This is a genomic window from Pseudomonas putida, from assembly GCF_050990305.1.
GTDB classification, from domain to species: domain Bacteria; phylum Pseudomonadota; class Gammaproteobacteria; order Pseudomonadales; family Pseudomonadaceae; genus Aquipseudomonas; species Aquipseudomonas putida_AH.
Genome location: NZ_CP158817.1, coordinates 2960929 through 2978318 on the forward strand (window position 1 = coordinate 2960929; position 17390 = coordinate 2978318).

Here is a 17390-nt window from a genome sequence, read left to right on the forward strand (position 1 = left end):
ATCGCCAGCAAGCGTTTTTGAACGGTCTCGCTGCGGGCTCAAAGATGGACCTCAACCGCCAGCGGCAAATGATCCGATAAATGTGTCCAGGGCTTGGTGCCGAGAATTTGCGGCTCATGGCTGCTGGCGTTACGCAGATAAATGCGGTCCAGGCGCAACAGCGGGAAGCGCGCCGGGTAGGTCTTTGCCGGACGACCGTGATGGCGCTCGAAGGCTTCGTGCAGGTAGTCGCGCCGGGCGAGGGCGGCGTTACCTTGCAGTTGCCAGTCGTTGAAGTCGCCGGCAATGATCACTGGCGCAGCGTCGGGGAGGGATTCGAGTAGCTGGCAGAGCAACTGCAACTGAAGTTGGCGATGGCTTTCCAGCAGGCTCAGGTGAACGCAGATGGCATGGACCTCTTCGTGTCCCGGCACGTCGAGTACGCAATGCAGCAGGCCGCGGCGCTCGGGGCCGGTGATGGAAACATCGAGGTTGCGGTATTCGCGAATCGGGTATTTGGACAGCAGTGCGTTGCCGTGGTGACCATCGGGATAGACCGCGTTGCGACCATAGGCGAAGTCGCTCCACATGCTGTCGGCGAGGAATTCGTACTGCGAGGTCGAGGGCCAATCGTTGTAGCGCGAAGAGTGGCGATCGTGTTCGCCGACCACTTCCTGCAAAAACACCAGGTCCGCCGACGTACTGCGCACCGCTTCACGCAGTTCCGGCAGGATGAAGCGTCGGTTAAGGGCGGTGAATCCCTTGTGGGTGTTGACGGTCAGTACGCGCAGTCGGTCAATGGCCGGGGGAGTGTTCAATGGCAGCGGATCGATCTGCGGCTTGGATGTACGGCTCACGTTCACTCCTCTGAATCGACGGCAGGCTTATGCATGCGACTGATGTAGGGGCGGGCAGTTCAGTTGGGTGTGTCCTTGATAACTGTAGGAGCTGCCGAAGGCTGCGATCTGTTGATTTTCAAGAGCAAGATCAAAAGATCGCAGCCTTCGGCAGCTCCTACAGGGGAGGCATGCAGGTCAGACGAAAACGATTTCATAGGGTAGACGCATCCGGTCCAGCAGCACCCGGGGTATCAGCGGCGCGATGCCGAGGGCCGGTTCTCCGTCCAATTGACTGGCGTAGGCGTGGGTTGCATGGCTTTTGCGTGCCACTGTCCAGGTGTCCAGGCGCACCTTGCGGGCGCGATGCCAGGGAATCAGGCTGTGTTCGCGCGTCGGCCAGTGCCAGGCCCAGACTGGCACCTCATTGAAGTCGGCACCGACGATGATCGCGGCATTGGCACTGGCGCGGCCGACGGCATCATGGTCACGGTTGCCATCCTGAGACCAGGTGCTGAACACCACGTCGCCAGGCCGCAGGTAGCGGGCGATGAATTGTGTCAATTGCGGTTCATGTTCAGCCAGCGTGTTGTCGGTAAAACCGCCGCGAATCCACTTCAGGCTGTGCATTGGCAATCCAAGTCGGCGCAAGGCTTCAACGCTCTCCTGAACGCGAAACACGCTAAGGCGTTTCTCCGACCATTGCTGCGAGCCGGGATGACTGGCACTGCCATCGGTCACGGAAATCAACTGCAAGGGATGGCCCATGGCGCTGAGCAACTGCAACAGGCCGCCGCAGGTCACCACTTCATCGCCGGGATGCGGAGCGATCACCACTGCTCGTGCACCGGGCGGCACCAAAGATTGAGTGTTGATCACCGGGACGTTATCCAGTTGCGGCGCGCTGTTCCAGATTTGTGCCGGCGGGGAGCTGGCGAGGAGAGAGACGGGTTTCATGGCTACGTCCTTGTACTGATTGATAGCGTTGTGCCGCGTTCCAAACCCTGGAACTGCCGCGTGCAGAGTATTGCTCATGTACCGCTATTCGTCGCACCGATGTGCCCAGCGGTCGTTCATGGCCGAGCCCGGACCTCTGTGGCGAGGGGATTCATCCCCGTTGGGCTGCGAAGCGGCCCCTTTTTTCTTTCAGTTACATCCAATGGTCTGTGTTTACGACTGCTTCGCAGCCGAGCGGGGATGAATCCCCTCACCACAGGGGGGAGGTTTTTTGCTAAAAAATCGGTTCAATCTTCCTCCTCATGCTGCAATTCGAACAGCAGCAACGAACGCCCGGTCACCGAGTATTCATGGCCGAACTCAAAGCGCTCCTGGCCGCGAATCGACGGCTGGTTGGTGTCGATCATGCAGGTCCAGAAACCGCCGTCGGGCACTTGCGGCAGAACGAAGTTGACGATGTCGTGATAGGCGTTGACCACCAGTAACAGCGTGGCGTCGGCGCCTTTGCGACGAATGCCGGTTTCCTGGGCGCGGCCATCGAGCAGCATGCCCAGGCAACGATTGTGGGCATCGTGCCAGTGCTCGGTGGTCATTTCATTGCCGTCCGCCGCCAGCCAGGTGACGTCCTTGACGCCGATGTCCTCGTTGTAATTGCCCACCAGAAACCGCCCGCGGCGCAGGATCGGGTAGGTCAGGCGCAGCTTGATCAGGCGTTTTACGAATTTGAGCAGGCCCTTGCCGTCTTCGCTCAGGTCCCAGTTGACCCAGCCGATCTCGCTGTCCTGGCAATAGGCATTGTTGTTGCCGTTCTGGGTCCGGGCGAATTCATCGCCCGCCACCAGCATCGGCGTGCCCTGGGCCAGCAGCAGGGTGGCGAAGAAATTGCGCATCTGCCGGTGACGCAACGCGTTGATCTGGGGATCGTCGGTCGGCCCTTCGACGCCGTGGTTCCATGACAGGTTGTTGTTACTGCCGTCCTCGTTATTTTCGTCGTTGGCTTCGTTGTGTTTGTCGTTGTACGACACCAGGTCATTGAGGGTGAAACCATCATGGGCGGTGACGAAGTTAACCGAGGAATAAGGGCGTCGGCCGCGCTGATTGAACATCTCGCCGGACGCCGTCATGCGACTGGCGAAGTCCGCCAGTTGCCCGTCGTCGCCTTTCCAGAAGGCGCGCACGGTGTCGCGGAACTTGTCGTTCCATTCCACCCAGCCGGGCGGGAAGTTGCCCACTTGATAGCCTCCGGGGCCGCAATCCCAGGCTTCGGCAATCAGTTTGACCTGGCGCAGCACCGGGTCCTGGCGGCAGGCCACAAGGAAGCTGTGACGCTCGTCGAAGCCGTCGTGATAACGCCCCAGGATGGTCGCCAGGTCGAAGCGAAAGCCGTCCACGTGCATTTCCGAGGCCCAGTAGCGCAGGGAGTCGGTGACCATTTGCAGGACGCACGGGTGGCTCAGGTCAAGGGTGTTGCCGGTGCCGGAGTCGTTGATATAGAAGCGCTTGTCCTCCGGCATCAAGCGGTAATACGAGGCGTTGTCGATGCCGCGCATGGACAGGGTCGGGCCTTGTTCGTTGCCCTCGGCGGTGTGGTTGTAGACCACGTCGAGGATCACTTCCAGGTTGGCTTCGTGCAGGTGCGCGACCATCTCCTTGAACTCGGCGATCTTGCCGCTGGCCAGGTAGCGTGGGTCCGGGGCGAAAAAGGCAATGCTGTTGTAGCCCCAGTAATTGGTCATGCCCTTGTGCAGCAGGTGCTGGTCATTGACGAAGGCGTGGATCGGCAGCAATTCCACACTGGACACGCCCAGCTTGCGGATGTGCTCGAGCACCTCGTCGACCATCAGCCCGGCGAAGGTCCCGCGCAGGTGCTCGGGGACGGCGGGGTGACGCATGCTGAAGCCGCGCACGTGGGTTTCGTAAATGATGGTTTTGTCCCAGGGCACGCTGACGCGATGGTCATGGCCCCAGGTGTGCGCCGGGTCGATCACCTTGCACTTGGGGACGAAGGGCGCGCTGTCGCGCTTATCGAAACTGAGGTCGGCATCGGGGTGGCCGATGGTGTAGCCGAACAACGCCTCGGACCATTTCAACTGGCCCACCAGTTGTTTGGCATAAGGGTCGATCAGCAGTTTGTTGGGGTTGAAGCGATGTCCGTTGGCCGGGTCATACGGCCCGTACACGCGGTAGCCGTAAATCAGCCCAGGATGGGCATCGGGCAAGTAGCCGTGATAGATCTCGTCGGTGTACTCCGGCAGCTCGATACGTTCGAGTTCCACTTCGCCGGCATCGTCGAAAATGCACAGTTCGACGCGGGTGGCATGGGCGGAAAACAGGGCAAAATTGACCCCCAGACCATCCCAGGTCGCACCCAGCGGAAAGGGCAGGCCTTCACGGATACGCGACGGTTCGTGAGGGACTGGCGTTTCTTTCTTTGGGCGAGTCATGGGTGCTCCTGCAAATGGGGGCATGTGGGAGCGAGCCTGCTCGCGAAGGCGGCGTGTCAGTCGACATCAATGCTGGCTGATGCTGCGTTTTCGCGAGCAGGCTCGCTCCCACAGGGTGGCGAAAAGGATCGGCAAACGGCAGCCTCAGACCGCCGGCGGCTTTCGCGCTGCGCGAGGTTTTTTCTCGGCCACTTTTTCACCCGGCGGAATCACCTTGGAGGCCGCGGCAGGTTTTGCCCGGGGCTTGGTGACTTTGGCTTCCCCAGCCTGGCCATTTAGGGCGGTTTTACTGGTGGTGGTCTTGCTGGCCGCCTTAGGTGGTTTTTTCGGCGCCAGCGCTTCGGCTTCGGCCAGTTTGCGCGCCATCTCCCAGTGGCGGGCTTCCTGACCTTCGGGTTTCCCTTCTGACTCCCAGATCTGGTAGGCAAACTCGCGGATGCGTTTATCGTCGGTACTCATCGTTATGCTCCTGAACAACTCAAGTGTCGGTAGTTTGGATAAAGAGATTGACCGGGAAGTCCCCCAGCGCGGCGCTGATCAACAGTTCCTTGTGTTGTGTGACTGCGACGCTGGAAAAAAGTCCCTTGAGATTTTTTTCGGTGGTAGCAAACGGCAAATGGACCCGTGTATCGCCCCACTGCGGCGCACCGACCTGAGGTTCGGCACTGTTTTCCAGCAAGCGCGCGCAGCGAATCGGCACGATGACAATGGCCCGTTTACCCTCATGTTCTCGAACAAATGCCAGTACCCGTTGTGCCTGGCTGCCGGCGACTTCCAGGGGCTGGTACGTCCCCCGATCGAACAACGCCGGGTACTCGGCACGCAGGTTTAAAGTCCTGGCGATCAAGTGCTGCTTGATGCGTCCGTCTCGCCAGTTCGCCAACAACTCCGGCACCTCGACGACCTCCCGCAAGGCCTGCTGGCGACTGGCGTAATCCACCGGCCGGCGGTTGTCCGGATCGACCAGGGTGAAGTCCCAGAAGTCATTGCCCTGATACAGATCCGGCACGCCGGGTACGGTCATGCGCAGCAAGGTTTGCGCCAATGCGTTGAGTGCGCCGGGGATGGCGATGGCATGGGCGGCTTTGGCCAGTGCCGAGCGCAGCAGCTCGCCTTCGGGTGCCAGCAGCAGGCCCTGGACAAACGTCTGGCAAGCGTGTTCATAGGCATCGTTGGGCGCACTCCAGCTGCTTTGTAGCTTGGCTTCGCGCAAGGCTTTGCGCTGCCACTGGCAGACGCGTTCGGCGTAAGTCTGCAAGGCCGATGGATCATCGCAGCGCAAGGCCAGCGGCCAACTGCCCAGCAGTACCTGAAACAAAATCAGTTCATCGCCGGCAGACGGCGCCGGGTCATCGTTGCGCAGCGCACGGGCGAGGGCGCGCCAGAGTGCGACCTGCTCGGCGTACCACTGGCTGCGTTCGCTCAGCACCGCCAGGCGCGCGCGGCTGTCTTCGCCGCGCTTGTGGTCGTGGGTTGCGGTGGCCAGCAGGTTGTCGGGAAATTCGGCCAGGCGTTGGGCGCACGCGGCATGAAAGTCGGCCACCGGTGCGCTGAATTGATCGGTACTGAAGCCCACGTCATTGCGCGACAGCAGCACCGCCGAGCGATAGAACGCAGTGTCTTCCACGGCCTTCGCGGCTGCCGGCGAAGTCAGCTGTTGAAACCGTACGCAGGCGTGTTTAAGGCGCTTGCGTACGCGTCCCGCCGCACGTTTGCGCCAAGACTCGCCACCCAGCCAATGGGCCAGGTTTTCGAGCACCGGCCAGTCGGCTTCACCGCGGGTTAGCCGGGCGCCGTCCATGGCTTGCTGGAAAAACACCTCATCCTGTGTCGAGCGCCCCAACGGGCTGATGTAAGTGCGATACACCGGGAAATGCACGATCAGTTCTTGCAACGCGCGACGGATCGCGCCGAGGGTCAGGTCGCGGGTCATCAGATCATCCCGGGCCACTTGCAGCAGGGCCTGGGCGACACTTTCGAAATCCCCGGCCAGGGAACCGTTGAGAATTTGTTGACGGGCGAGTCGTGCTTCTTCGTTGAAGTCGGCAGGGCGTTCGCTGTGCCGATGCCAGAGTTCGCCCAAGGTCTGTTCACCCTGGGGATCGTGCTGCAGCAGCGACAGCTGGTTCATGAATTCATAACCGGTGGTGCCGTCCACGGACCAGTCGCGGTGCAGGGTTTCACCTTTACCGAGGATTTTCTCGACATAGATCGGCAGATGCCGACCGGGTGCCAGGCTGTCGACTCGCCGGCGCAATTTGCGGCAATAGGCTCGAGGGTCGGCGAGGCCGTCGATGTGGTCGATGCGCAGGCCGTCGATCAATCCGTCCGCCACCAGTTGGAATATCTTGGCGTGGGTGGCTTCGAACACGGCGGGGCGTTCGACGCGCAGCCCACCCAGTTCATTGATATCGAAAAAACGTCGCCAGTTGATGTCGTCCGCCGCCGTGCGCCAACTGGCCAGACGATAACTCTGGCGCTCCAGCAAGTTGTGCAAGCGCTGGAAACCCTCCGACGTCAGGGTGTCGTAACCGTTGAGGTTGCTTGCGATAACGTCCCGCACCTTCGGGTCGCGGGCCAGTTCGCGCAACGCGTCCTTCAACGGCCCGGCCAGGCGGTGGGCATCTGTCTGATAGCTCAGTGCACTGAAACGGTCCGCCAATGACTTGAGCGGTTCGGTGTGCGCCCTGAGCAATTCGCCGTAATGACTGGGGCAGATCGGAAAGTGATGATCGTAATGTTCGACATGAAACGTTCCCTGCTGCGCATCGAAGCTCAGGGGCAGGGTGCCGTCCTGCAAGGCAATGCCGTAATCGCTGCCCAGGAAGGGCAGCAGCAGTTGTCCTTCCATCAACGGATCGGGCGAGTGCCATTGAATATCGAAGAACTCACCGTAAGGGCTCAGTCGTCCCCATTCCAGCAAGTCCAGCCACCAGGGGTTGTCGCTGCCACCGACGGCCATGTGGTTGGAAACGATATCGAGGATCAGCCCCATGTTATGGGTGCGCAATGCGCGGACCAGCCGATGCAACGCCGCTTCGCCGCCCAGTTCAGGGTTGACCGTGGTCGGGTCCACCACGTCGTAGCCATGCATGGAACCGGCGCGGGCGCTCAGTAGCGGCGAGGCATACACGTGACTGATGCCCAGTTCGGCGAAATACGGCACCAGCGGTACGGCGTCATCAAGGGTAAAGCCTTTGTGAAATTGCAGGCGCAAGGTGGCCCGTAGCGGTGGAGCATGCACTAGGGTCATTGATCACGCTCGGCCGCCTGGAGCCGGGCGACGGCGAGCAACTCCAGGCGTCGAGCCGCATCGGGATCGTCGAGCAAGGCTTCGCTGTAGCCCGGCAAGCGCCTCGACCAGTTGGGGTGGGTATCGACGGTGCCAGGCAGGTTGGCCTGTTGTTCGATGCCCAGGGCATCTTCCACCGGCAGCAACACCAACGGTGCACGGGTGTGGCCGAGGAATCGCACGCTGGCGTCCAGTACCTGGTCGGTTTCGTGGGATTCTTCACGGAAATTCTGCGGGTCCTGGCTCAACGCGCGACGCAGGCCTTCACGCTCCCGTTCCCGATGGTGGCGCCACTCGATTTCGGCATTGGCGTCGATCAGGCCCAGTCGGGCGTTCCAGTCGATGTCACGGCCATGCCACCAGCCATTGAGGGTCGGCAAGTCGTGGGTACTGGTGGTGGCCAAGGCGTTGTCCGGCCAGTCGAGGATCGGCTTGAAGTGGGTGCTGTCCTGTTCGAACAGTAATACGCGCATGCCCAGCATCGACCGTGCGATGAGTTTTTCCCGCAGGCCATCCGGCACGGTGCCCAGGTCTTCGCCGAGGACAATCGCCTGATGACGGTGGGATTCGAGGGTCAGCAGGCGCAGCAGATCGTTCACGGGATAGTAGAGATAGGCGCCATCGGCAGGCGGTGCACCGTTGGGGATCACCCACAGCCGTTGCAGACCCATGACGTGGTCGATGCGCAGGCCGCCGGCATGGGCGAAGTTGGCGCGCAGCATTTCGATGAAGGCACGAAAGCCGTTGCGCACCAGGCCCTCGGGGGAAAACGCGGAGATTCCCCAACCCTGACCGTTGCGATTGAGCATGTCCGGTGGCGCACCCACGGTGAGGGATGCGAGCAGCTCATCCTGGCGGCTCCAGGCCTGGCTGCCGCCGCCATCGGCACCGACGGCCAGGTCGGCAATCAGGCCAATGCTCATGCCGCTGCCGCGGGCCGCGGTTTGCGCGCGCTCCAGACTCCGGTCGATCAGCCATTGGCAGAACGCGTAATAGCCGATGCGCCCGGCATTTTCCTCGGCAAATTCGGCCAGCGCTGTGCTGCGTGGGTCGCGCCATTGATCGGGCCATTGCCGCCAATCAAGACTCTGGCCCTCGGCGGCTCGGGCCTCTTGAATGGCTTCGAAGCGACAGTGGTTTTCCAGTGCTTCGCCACCGGCGTGGCGGAAGCTGCTGAAGTCGGCGTGCAACGGGTGTTCGCCTTGCACGAAGCCGTCATACAGCGCCTCCAGCAGTCGATGCTTGGCGTCAGCGGCGGCGGGCCAGTCGATCAGCGGCAGATTTTCCAGGTGCCTGAGTTCATCCGCAAGGCCGGTGGCGTCGATGGCGGCACGCAGCGCACGCTCGCCGAGGATGGCCCCGGGGGCACAGTAGAGGCTATTGAGGAACAGTCGACTGGACGGCGAATAAGGGCTGTAGCGCCGGGTATCGCTGGCGAACATGGCATGCAACGGACTGATCGCCAGCGCTTCGGCGCCACGTTCACCCGCCACCCGCGCCAGGTCTTCCAGGGCTTGGGTATCGCCGAACCCGCCATCGCCGGCGCGGCGCAAGGCATACAGTTGCACGCTCAAGCCCCAGGCACGGGGCATTGGGTGGTCAACGGCATCGCCCACGCTGTAACAGCGCTCGGGGGCCACGGCCAGGGTGAAGGATTGACCGTTGATGCTGACATGCTGGTAACCGACCGGGATCAACCCCGGCAGCATCGCCTCGGTGTCCAGTTCAAGGTTGAGCCGCGAACCGTCTTCGAGGTGAATCTCGCAAGGCGTTCGGGGTTCGAAATAACGGGACAGGTTCAGGCTGATGCCCACGTCGGCGGTGATCAATGGCGGCAGGTGTTGGGTCTGTTGCGCCTGTTGCAACTCCAGCAGGCTGGCGTCGATTTCCTGTGCACTGCCGGCCGGGTGGCCGAGCCCGGTGAGGACCGCCCGCAAGACCGACGGAGCGACTTTCTGCGCACGCCCGTTGGCATCGATCCAGTCCACCGCCAGGCCTGCCCGGCTTGCGAGTATTTCCAGCTGCGCATCGCTCATTGATGCTCTCCATCCGGTAGCAAAGGGGGCGCGGTCTTGAGGGTTACCAGCGCGCAATAAGGGGCCAGCGTGCCCTGATCCAATAGGCCGATGGCGTGTGCCGGGTACTCGTACACCACCACCGCATCGGCTTGCGCAAAGTGAGTCACTGGCCTGTCACGCAGGTTCAGGTCAATGCGCAGCAGGCTGCCATCGCCCATCAGCCAGCGTGCCGACACCGCGCCTTCGGCCAGTACTTCGGCATCCAGTGCCTGGGCGCCGGGCAGGCGCGGGATGATGTGCCGATGGCGGATCTGCAACAGTTGCCGATACAGATCGTGGATGGCCGAAGATCCGTTAGCTGTCAGCATAGGCCGAGATGCTTCGAAGGTCTGTGGCGCATTCGGGTCGGGTATCTGCTCGCGTTGTTGCGGATCGGCAAAGGCGCTGAAGGCGGCAAACTCATTGCGCCGTCCCTCGCGAACCAACTGCGCCAACTCGCCGTGGTGACTGGTGAAAAACAGAAAGGGTTGCTCGGCGGCCCACTCGTCGCCCATGAACAGCAGCGGGATCATCGGTGATAGCAACAACAGTGCAGTTGCCGCTTTCAGGGCCTGTGGATGCGCCAGTTGATGCAAGCGCTCGCCAAAGGCGCGGTTGCCGATCTGGTCGTGGTTTTGCAAAAAAAGAATGAAGGCGCTGGGCGGCAAGTGACCGCTGGGTTCGCCACGGGGTTTGCCATGGCGGTTGATGTGGCCTTGAAAGACGAAGCCCTGGTTCAGGCAACGGGCCAGTTGTTCGGTGGGGTTTTGCGCATAGTCGGCGTAATACGCCTCGGTTTCGCCGGTTAACAGTACGTGCAGGGCGTTATGACCGTCGTCGTTCCACTGCGCGTCGTAACCGTGCTCCAGCAAGCGGGCCTGGTTATGTTCGTTTTCCACCATCAGCCAGACGTGACGTGCCGGATCGACTTGCTGGCGAATGCGTTGTGCCAATTCCTGAAGGAAGTCCGGGCTGTCGATGGCGTGCACCGCGTCAAAGCGCAAACCATCGAAGCGATATTCCAACAACCACATCAGCGCATTGTCGATAAAGAAGTCGCGCACCTCGCGGCGCTGGAAGTCGATGGCCGCCCCCCAAGGTGTGTGTGCATCCTCATTGAAGAAGCCCTTGGCGTAGCGATGCAGGTAATTACCGTCCGGGCCGAAATGGTTGTAGACCACGTCGAGAATCACCGCCAGGCCGTGGCCATGGGCGGTGTCGATCAGGTGCTTGAGCTGGTCGGGCGAACCGTAGGACGCTTGGGGCGCGTAGGGCAGCACCCCGTCGTAGCCCCAATTGCGCTCGCCGGGGAACTGCGCCACGGGCATCAGTTCGATGGCGGTGATACCCAATTCAACGAGGTGCGCCAAGTGCTGCTCGACGGCCTGGAAGCCGCCCAGTGCACCAACATGCAACTCGTAAATCACTGCCTCGTTCCACGGTCGCCCCAGCCAGGTGCTGTGTTGCCATCGGTAGGCGTGGGGATCGACCACCAGACTGCGCTGGTCGATGTCCCCGGCCTGGGCGCGGGAAGCGGGGTCGGGCACTTCCAGTTCGCCATCGATGTTGTAGCGATAACCTGTGCCCGCCGGGCATCGGGTTTTGATCACGAACCAACCATCAGCCTGAGGCAGCAACGGCAAGGACTGTCCATTTTCCAGTTCGACACTGACGTAAAACGCATCTGGTGCCCACAACGCGAATTGCGTGTGCTCAGCGTCCAGCATGATTGCGCCGTGGGGCCAGGTCTCAAGGGTCCGTAACGGCATCTTGAAAGCCTCTAACTGAATGCTGTTCTTGAGTCCATCGCGAGCATGCTCGCTCCTACAGGGACGTTAGGTGATCAGCATTACTTACTGTATGTGCGATTTCCCCAGTGCTTTAGCCACCAGTTGTTCATAGAGTTCGGCGTAAGGTTCGACCGCCTTGCACCAGTTGAAAGGTGCGGCCATGGCCCGGCAGCGCATGGCGTTGAGCAGTTCGGGAAAGGCGAAGACCTTGAACGCGCGGCTCAGGGCTTCTTGGTAGCTCTGCACCGTGGATTCGTCGAACAGGAAACCGGTCACGCCATTTTCAATGGTGTCGGCCAGGCCACCAGTATTACGCGCCACCGGCAGTGAGCCGAAGCGCTGGGCGTACATCTGGCTCAAGCCGCAGGGCTCATAGCGCGAAGGCATCAACAGGAAGTCGCTGCCGGCAAACATGCGGCGGGCGTCGGTTTCATTAAAGCCGATACGCACACCGATTTGGCCGGGGAAGCGCAGGGCCAGTTCGCGCATCGCTTGCTCTTCTTCAGGCTCGCCACGACCGATGATCGCAATCTGGCCACCGGATTTGACGATGTATTCGGAAACCGCTTCGGTCAGGTCCAGGCCTTTCTGGTAGACCAGTCGCGAGACCACGGCAAACAGTGGACCTTCGGAGTCTTCGAGGCCGAACAGTTGGCGCACGTGGGCGGCGTTGACCGCCTTGCCTTCCCAATCGCCAATGCTGAAGGGGCGGAACAGGTGCGTGTCGGTGGCGGCGTCCCAGCTTTCGTCGATGCCATTGGGAATGCCGCTGAGCAGGCCTTGCTGGGTCTTGGCGGCCAGGAAACCGTCCAGGCCGCAACCAAAGGCCGGCGTGGTGATCTCCTGGGCATAGGTGGCGCTGACAGTGGTGATGTGGCTCGAATAGGCCATGCCGGCCTTGAGGAACGACATCTTGCCGTAGAACTCCATGCCTTCCTGTTGCAGGGCGTGATGGGGGATGCCCAATTCAGGGCACGAACCCAGGCTGGTCACACCTTGATAGGCCAGGTTATGGATGGTGAACAGGGTCGGCGTGCGCTGTCCGCGCCAGTGCATGTAGGCAGGCGCCAGGCCGGCCGGCCAGTCATGGGCGTGCACCAGATCCGGGCACCAGTGAATTTGTGCCAGGTTGGCGGCGATATCGGCGGCGGCCAGTCCCAGGCGGGCGAAGCGAATATGGTTGTCCGGCCAGTCGCGGCCGTTGTTGGCGCCGTAGGGCGAGCCTTCGCGTTCGTAGAGTTCAGGGCAGATCAACACATAAATGACCAAGCCATCAGGCATGTCCATGCGCCCGATCTTGCAAGGTGGCAGCGCCGCATGGCCGCCCAGCTCACCAATGATATGAATCGGGTTTTCGCTGTGCATCACCTGCGGGTAGCCGGGGATCAACACCCGTACATCGTGCAGATGGGTCATGGCCCGTGGCAGGGCAGCAGAAACGTCGCCCAGGCCGCCGGTCTTCACCAGGTCGGCAATCTCGGAGGTGACGAACAACACTTTTTTCCGGTTGGGATTCTGACGAGTAACCGGGGGCAGCGACCTGGTGCCGGAAACGCTGATGGATTGGGCGGTGGTGGCACTCACGGCGCTCGATTCGCCGACATGCTGATGAGCACGTTCTCCCTGGACATCTAAAGCCGTACTTATCATATGAATCTCCCGTGTTGTTGATCTAATTCTTAGCTCTGGCAAACGGTGTTTCATTGGCCAATTCCTGTGGCCGGGCGCAAAAGCGCTGCACATCGCTGAGCAGGCGCTGCCCAATGTGCGTAAGCAAAATGGGTGGAGTAACCGTTGCAAGGATTGTGCAAGGATTGCACCAGTCGCAACGCACCTACCAATCAGTCGACCGACCACGAAAGGCAAAAGTTTCGATAATTTTTCCGCTTTGTGACCGACCGGTTTCGCCTCGCGAACGTCAGCCTAGACCAGAACTTAGAGCGGTAAAGTCCGAATGGCAAAATTGTTCGACAATCGGTTTTAAGCGGTACGGACGTGCCGGATTACGGGGCAAACGCACCGACGAAGTGCAGGTTTTTTTGTGAAATTGGCAGAAAAAGAAGCACAACTGTCACATCGGTGTGCGTGGGTGAACAGTTGGTTTGCACCATTGCGGTGCGTTTTTTTGTAGGAGCGAGCATGCTCGCGATGGACAACAGAGCGCCACGGGATGTCAGGCAGTCAACGTTATCGTTAACGACCATCGCGAGCATGCTCGCTCCTACAGAGGGAGAATGTGCGTGTGTCAGTTCAGCAGGCGAATCGGGTTTCCTGCAGACCAGGCGCGGATGTCTTCGATCATCTGGGAGAAAAACAGCTGGTAGTTCTGTTGGCTGACATACCCCACATGCGGCGTGGCCAGCACATTCTCCAGCGTCCTGAACGGATGGTGGGGCGGCAATGGCTCGGTCTCGAACACATCCAGCGCCGCCCCCGCCAAACGCCGTTTCTGCAAGGCCTTGATCAGCGCCGCTTCATCGACAATCGGTCCGCGTGCGGTGTTGACCAATAGCGCAGTAGGTTTCATCCAACCAAGCGCTTGGGCGTCCACCAGCCCTCGGGAGCGGTCGCTGAGGACCAGATGCACCGACAACACGTCGGCCTGCTCGAACAGAGCTTGCTTGCTGGCATAGGTCACGCCCGCTTGCGCTGCTCGCTCCGGGGTGAGGTTTTCACTCCAGGCGATCACGCGCATGCCGAACACCTGGCCGAACTGGGCGACACGCTGGCCAATGCTGCCCAGCCCGAGGATGGCCAGGGTCTTGCCATGCAAATCACCCCCCAGGCCTTGCTGCCACTGACCGGCACGCAAGGCGTTGGCCTCGGTCACGAGATTGCGGGTGGCGGCCATGATCAGCGCCCAGGTCAGTTCGGGGGCGGCGTGTTTGTAGCTGTCGCTGCCACACACCTGGATACCCAAGGCCTTGGCAGCGTTCAGGTCGAGGGCGAAATTGCGCATGCCGCCGGTGACCAGCAGCTTGAGTTTCGGCAGACGTCGCAACAAGTCTTCATCGAAACGGGTGCGCTCGCGCATCACACAGATCACTTCAAACGCATCCAGACGTGCTGCCAGGGTCTCGTTGTCGGCCGGGTAGTCGTGAAGGAAACTCACTTGGCCGATGTCTTCCAGCTGCGACCAATCGACCACATTGCGGGCCACGTCCTGCCAATCGTCAATCACTGCAATCTGCAACGCCATCAGCCTTACCTCATTAACGCACGGGATTGGTTTTGTTCAGCCAGCCAAGCAGGGCCTGGTGAAACTGCGCCGGTTCTTCCATCTGCGGCGCGTGGCCCATGCCGGGGAATTCGACCAGGGTCGATTGGGGAATCCGTTTTGCCACTTGTTTGCCCAGCGTGTCGTAGTGACCGATTTTCGCCTTCACCTCGGGGGAGGCGATGTCGCTGCCGATGGCCGTGGTGTCGGATGTACCGATCAGCAACAGGGTCGGCATCTTCAGGTTCTGGAATTCGTAGTACACCGGCTGGGTAAAGATCATGTCGTAGATCAGGGCCGAGTTCCACGCGACTTGCGTATGCCCAGGGCCCCTGTTCAGGCCGGCGAGCATGTCCACCCAGCGATCGAACTCAGGCTTCCAGCGTCCGCCGTAATAGGTATTGCGTTCGTAGTTGCGGATGCCTTCGGCCGTGAGCTTCAGTTCGCGCTCGTACCACTGATCCACCGTGCGATACGGCACGCCGAGGGCTTTCCAGTCTTCCAGGCCAATGGGGTTGACCAGCGCCATTTGCTCGACTTGCTCGGGGTATTGCAGGGCATACCGGGTGGCGAGCATGCCGCCGGTGGAGTGCCCGAGCAGGGTGGCTTTCTGGATGCCGAGGGCCTTGAGCAATTGCTGGGTGTTGCTGGCCAGTTGCTGGAAGCTGTACTGATAGTTGTCCGGTTTGCTGGAGGTGCAGAAACCGATCTGGTCCGGGGCGATCACCCGGTATCCGGCATCGCTCAGGGCCTTGATCGAGGTGTCCCAGGTTGCGCCGCAAAAATTCTTGCCATGCATCAGCACCACGCTGCGACCATTGGCTTTGCCGTGTGCGGCAACGTCCATGTAGCCCATTTGCAGGGATTTGCCTTGGGAATTGAAGGCGAAATGCTTGACGGTGTAGGGGTATTCGAAGCCTTCGAGCTGTGGCCCGTAGGCCGGACCTTCGGCAGCGATGGCGGGCAGTGCGGCGGTCAGCAGCAGGCCGGGCAGCCAGCGGGTGAGGGGCAAGGGCATGGGTGAACTCCGTTGGAAATCCGCCGATGCTGGATCGGCTTGATTAGGGCGACATTAAACAGGCCATCACCACCGCGTTTGGTTCAACCCATCCAGCCCAGGGTGATCAGGGCCAGTGCGCCATAACGGGCGCCTTTGGCCAGGGTCACGATCAACAGGAAGCGTCCCAGGGGTTCGCGCATCACGCCGGCGACCAGAGTCAGCGGATCGCCAATCACCGGCAGCCAACTGAGCAGCAGCGACCAATGGCCGTAACGCTGGTAATGGCTTCGGGCTTTTTCCAGATGAGCCGGGCTGACGGGGAACCAGCGCCGGTCACGGAAGCGTTCGATGGCGCGCCCCAGCCACCAGTTCACCAGCGAGCCGAGGACATTGCCCAACGTGGCCACCGCCAACAGCGACCATAGCCAATACTTGTCGCTGAGCAAGAGACCGACCAACACGGCTTCCGATTGCAGGGGCAGCAGTGTCGCGGCGCCGAAGGCCGCTAGAAACAAGCCAATATAGGCGCCGAAAATCAATGGGCGGGGTAGTCCGCCACGACGACGTCTGTGCCGTCCTTTTTCAGGCCGATCACTTGATAGGCATCGCTCATGCCGTCCATTTCCATGCCGGGCGAACCCATGGGCATGCCGGGAGCAGCGACGCCCAGCAGGTCATCGCGTTTGCTCAGGGCCAGCACCTGATCGGCCGGCACATGGCCTTCGACGAACTTGCCGTTGATCAATGCCGTGTGACAGGACGCCAGGCGCGGTGGCACGCCATGTTGTTGCTTGAATTGACTCATGTTGGCTTCGACATGGTCCTCGACCTTGAAGCCGTTGGCTTCCAGGTGGCTGATCCATTTCTTGCAGCAGCCGCAATTGGCGTCGCGATGGACTTCGATCGGAATCAGGTCGGCGGCCTGGGCCAGGGTGGACATGAACAGGGCGCTTAGGGCGATCAGACGCAGGTGGGTTCGCATGTCGGAAAATGTCTCGGATTGCGGGCGAAAAAACGCATTCTGACCGGTTTTCCCGGCCAGACCTTCAAGGAGTGTTTCTAATTACTACAAGCTGCACAGCCTTATGATCGTAGACCAACGCTGTCAGGTAGATGAGGGGCAGATGACAAGTTTGTCAGGTTGGCCGCTGAGCGCCGGATCAGGCGCTCAGGGTGCTGGATATGCGAATAGGGTTAACGATGGTAATAACCTGGGCCGCCCCGGTCGTCGTAATGGTGATCATGGTGCCAGCCACCGTGGGGGAATACGATGCAACCGCTCAGGGACAGCAGGGCCAGCAGGGGAATCAGCAGAGTGATTCGACGCAACATTTGAAAATCCTCATGGTTAACGCCGCTATGAAGCCAAATCTCTTCATCGGCTGTAACATGAGACCCCGTTCGCAGCGTGTCATCCCCGGAAAACGGTAGGGGCTTGGTACGCGTTCGGATACAAAGCGGATACATTTATCAGTTTCAGGAAAGCCTAATGACCCAGTCGCAACGTTTGAAATACTCCCTTCTGATCGTCCTGGCCGTGCTGGGGATCATGTTTGGCCTGTCGTATTTGCAGAGCACCGGGGTGATTAGCGAAAAGGTGTTTCAGTACATCGCCATTGGCGTGGCGGTGATCGTGGTGGTCATCAATGGTGTGATGCGCCGCAAGGTCAAGCGCTGAGCTAAACGCGATTAATTGTGGGGCCGGGCTTTGTGGCGAGGGGATTTATCCCCGTTGGGCTGCGAAGCGGCCCCAAAAAAGGGACTGCTGCGCAGTCCAACGGGGATAAATCCCCTCGCCACAGGGCTCGCTCCTACAAG

Annotated in this window: 15 protein-coding genes; 1 reads left to right on the plus strand and 14 read right to left on the minus strand. The window is 60.8% G+C overall.

Translation table 11 applies throughout. From position 1 onward, the window contains the following. Positions 1 to 38: 38 nt before the first annotated feature. From ABTV22_RS13495 to ABTV22_RS13560, 14 genes are all read right to left on the minus strand, one after another. A complete protein-coding gene (locus ABTV22_RS13495; RefSeq protein ID WP_433740825.1) occupies positions 39 to 836 on the minus strand; it encodes an endonuclease/exonuclease/phosphatase family protein in 798 nt (265 codons plus the stop codon). A gap of 177 nt (positions 837 to 1013) precedes the next feature. Continuing rightward, positions 1014 to 1772 carry a PIG-L deacetylase family protein gene (locus tag ABTV22_RS13500; protein WP_433740827.1) on the minus strand — a complete coding sequence of 253 codons (759 nt, stop codon included), beginning with the start codon at positions 1770 to 1772 and terminating at the stop codon, positions 1014 to 1016. Between the two features lie 287 nt (positions 1773 to 2059). Then, on the minus strand, positions 2060 to 4216 hold the full coding sequence (gene glgX / locus ABTV22_RS13505) for a glycogen debranching protein GlgX (protein WP_433740829.1): 2157 nt from the start codon (positions 4214 to 4216) through the stop codon (positions 2060 to 2062). 144 nt (positions 4217 to 4360) lie between these two features. Beyond that, positions 4361 to 4675 carry a DUF2934 domain-containing protein gene (locus ABTV22_RS13510; protein WP_433740831.1) on the minus strand — a complete coding sequence of 105 codons (315 nt, stop codon included), beginning with the start codon at positions 4673 to 4675 and terminating at the stop codon, positions 4361 to 4363. A 19-nt stretch (positions 4676 to 4694) separates the two neighbouring features. Beyond that, positions 4695 to 7469, minus strand: a complete 2775-nt coding sequence (locus ABTV22_RS13515; protein ID WP_433740833.1) for a malto-oligosyltrehalose synthase — start codon at positions 7467 to 7469, stop codon at positions 4695 to 4697. After that, entirely contained in the window at positions 7466 to 9544 is a 2079-nt protein-coding gene (malQ, locus tag ABTV22_RS13520; protein ID WP_433740835.1) for a 4-alpha-glucanotransferase, read from the minus strand. Before malQ ends, ABTV22_RS13515 begins: the two co-directional genes overlap by 4 nt. After that, positions 9541 to 11334, minus strand: a complete 1794-nt coding sequence (gene treZ / locus ABTV22_RS13525; protein ID WP_433740837.1) for a malto-oligosyltrehalose trehalohydrolase — start codon at positions 11332 to 11334, stop codon at positions 9541 to 9543. Before treZ ends, malQ begins: the two co-directional genes overlap by 4 nt. An 84-nt stretch (positions 11335 to 11418) precedes the next feature. Next, entirely contained in the window at positions 11419 to 13005 is a 1587-nt protein-coding gene (glgA, locus tag ABTV22_RS13530) for a glycogen synthase GlgA (protein WP_433740839.1), read from the minus strand. A gap of 353 nt (positions 13006 to 13358) precedes the next feature. Beyond that, positions 13359 to 13568, minus strand: a complete 210-nt coding sequence (locus ABTV22_RS13535; RefSeq protein ID WP_433740841.1) for a hypothetical protein — start codon at positions 13566 to 13568, stop codon at positions 13359 to 13361. A gap of 32 nt (positions 13569 to 13600) precedes the next feature. Next, the gene (locus ABTV22_RS13540; RefSeq protein ID WP_433740843.1) at positions 13601 to 14554 is read right to left on the minus strand and encodes a D-2-hydroxyacid dehydrogenase family protein; all 954 of its coding nucleotides are present in this window, start codon (positions 14552 to 14554) and stop codon (positions 13601 to 13603) included. A 13-nt stretch (positions 14555 to 14567) separates the two neighbouring features. Further along, positions 14568 to 15590: an alpha/beta fold hydrolase gene (locus ABTV22_RS13545; protein ID WP_433740845.1), complete on the minus strand. Its 1023-nt coding sequence runs from the start codon at positions 15588 to 15590 to the stop codon at positions 14568 to 14570. An 83-nt stretch (positions 15591 to 15673) separates the two neighbouring features. After that, entirely contained in the window at positions 15674 to 16108 is a 435-nt protein-coding gene (locus tag ABTV22_RS13550) for a YqaA family protein (protein WP_433741389.1), read from the minus strand. Further along, positions 16108 to 16554 carry a DUF411 domain-containing protein gene (locus tag ABTV22_RS13555; RefSeq protein WP_433740846.1) on the minus strand — a complete coding sequence of 149 codons (447 nt, stop codon included), beginning with the start codon at positions 16552 to 16554 and terminating at the stop codon, positions 16108 to 16110. The genes ABTV22_RS13550 and ABTV22_RS13555 overlap by 1 nt, the downstream gene beginning before the upstream one ends. A 212-nt stretch (positions 16555 to 16766) precedes the next feature. Continuing rightward, the gene (locus ABTV22_RS13560; protein WP_175380183.1) at positions 16767 to 16904 is read right to left on the minus strand and encodes a hypothetical protein; all 138 of its coding nucleotides are present in this window, start codon (positions 16902 to 16904) and stop codon (positions 16767 to 16769) included. 157 nt (positions 16905 to 17061) lie between these two features. Between ABTV22_RS13560 and ABTV22_RS13565 the strand changes: the two genes are divergently transcribed. Then, entirely contained in the window at positions 17062 to 17250 is a 189-nt protein-coding gene (locus tag ABTV22_RS13565) for a hypothetical protein (protein ID WP_433740847.1), read from the plus strand. The last annotated feature ends 140 nt before the right edge of the window (positions 17251 to 17390 follow it).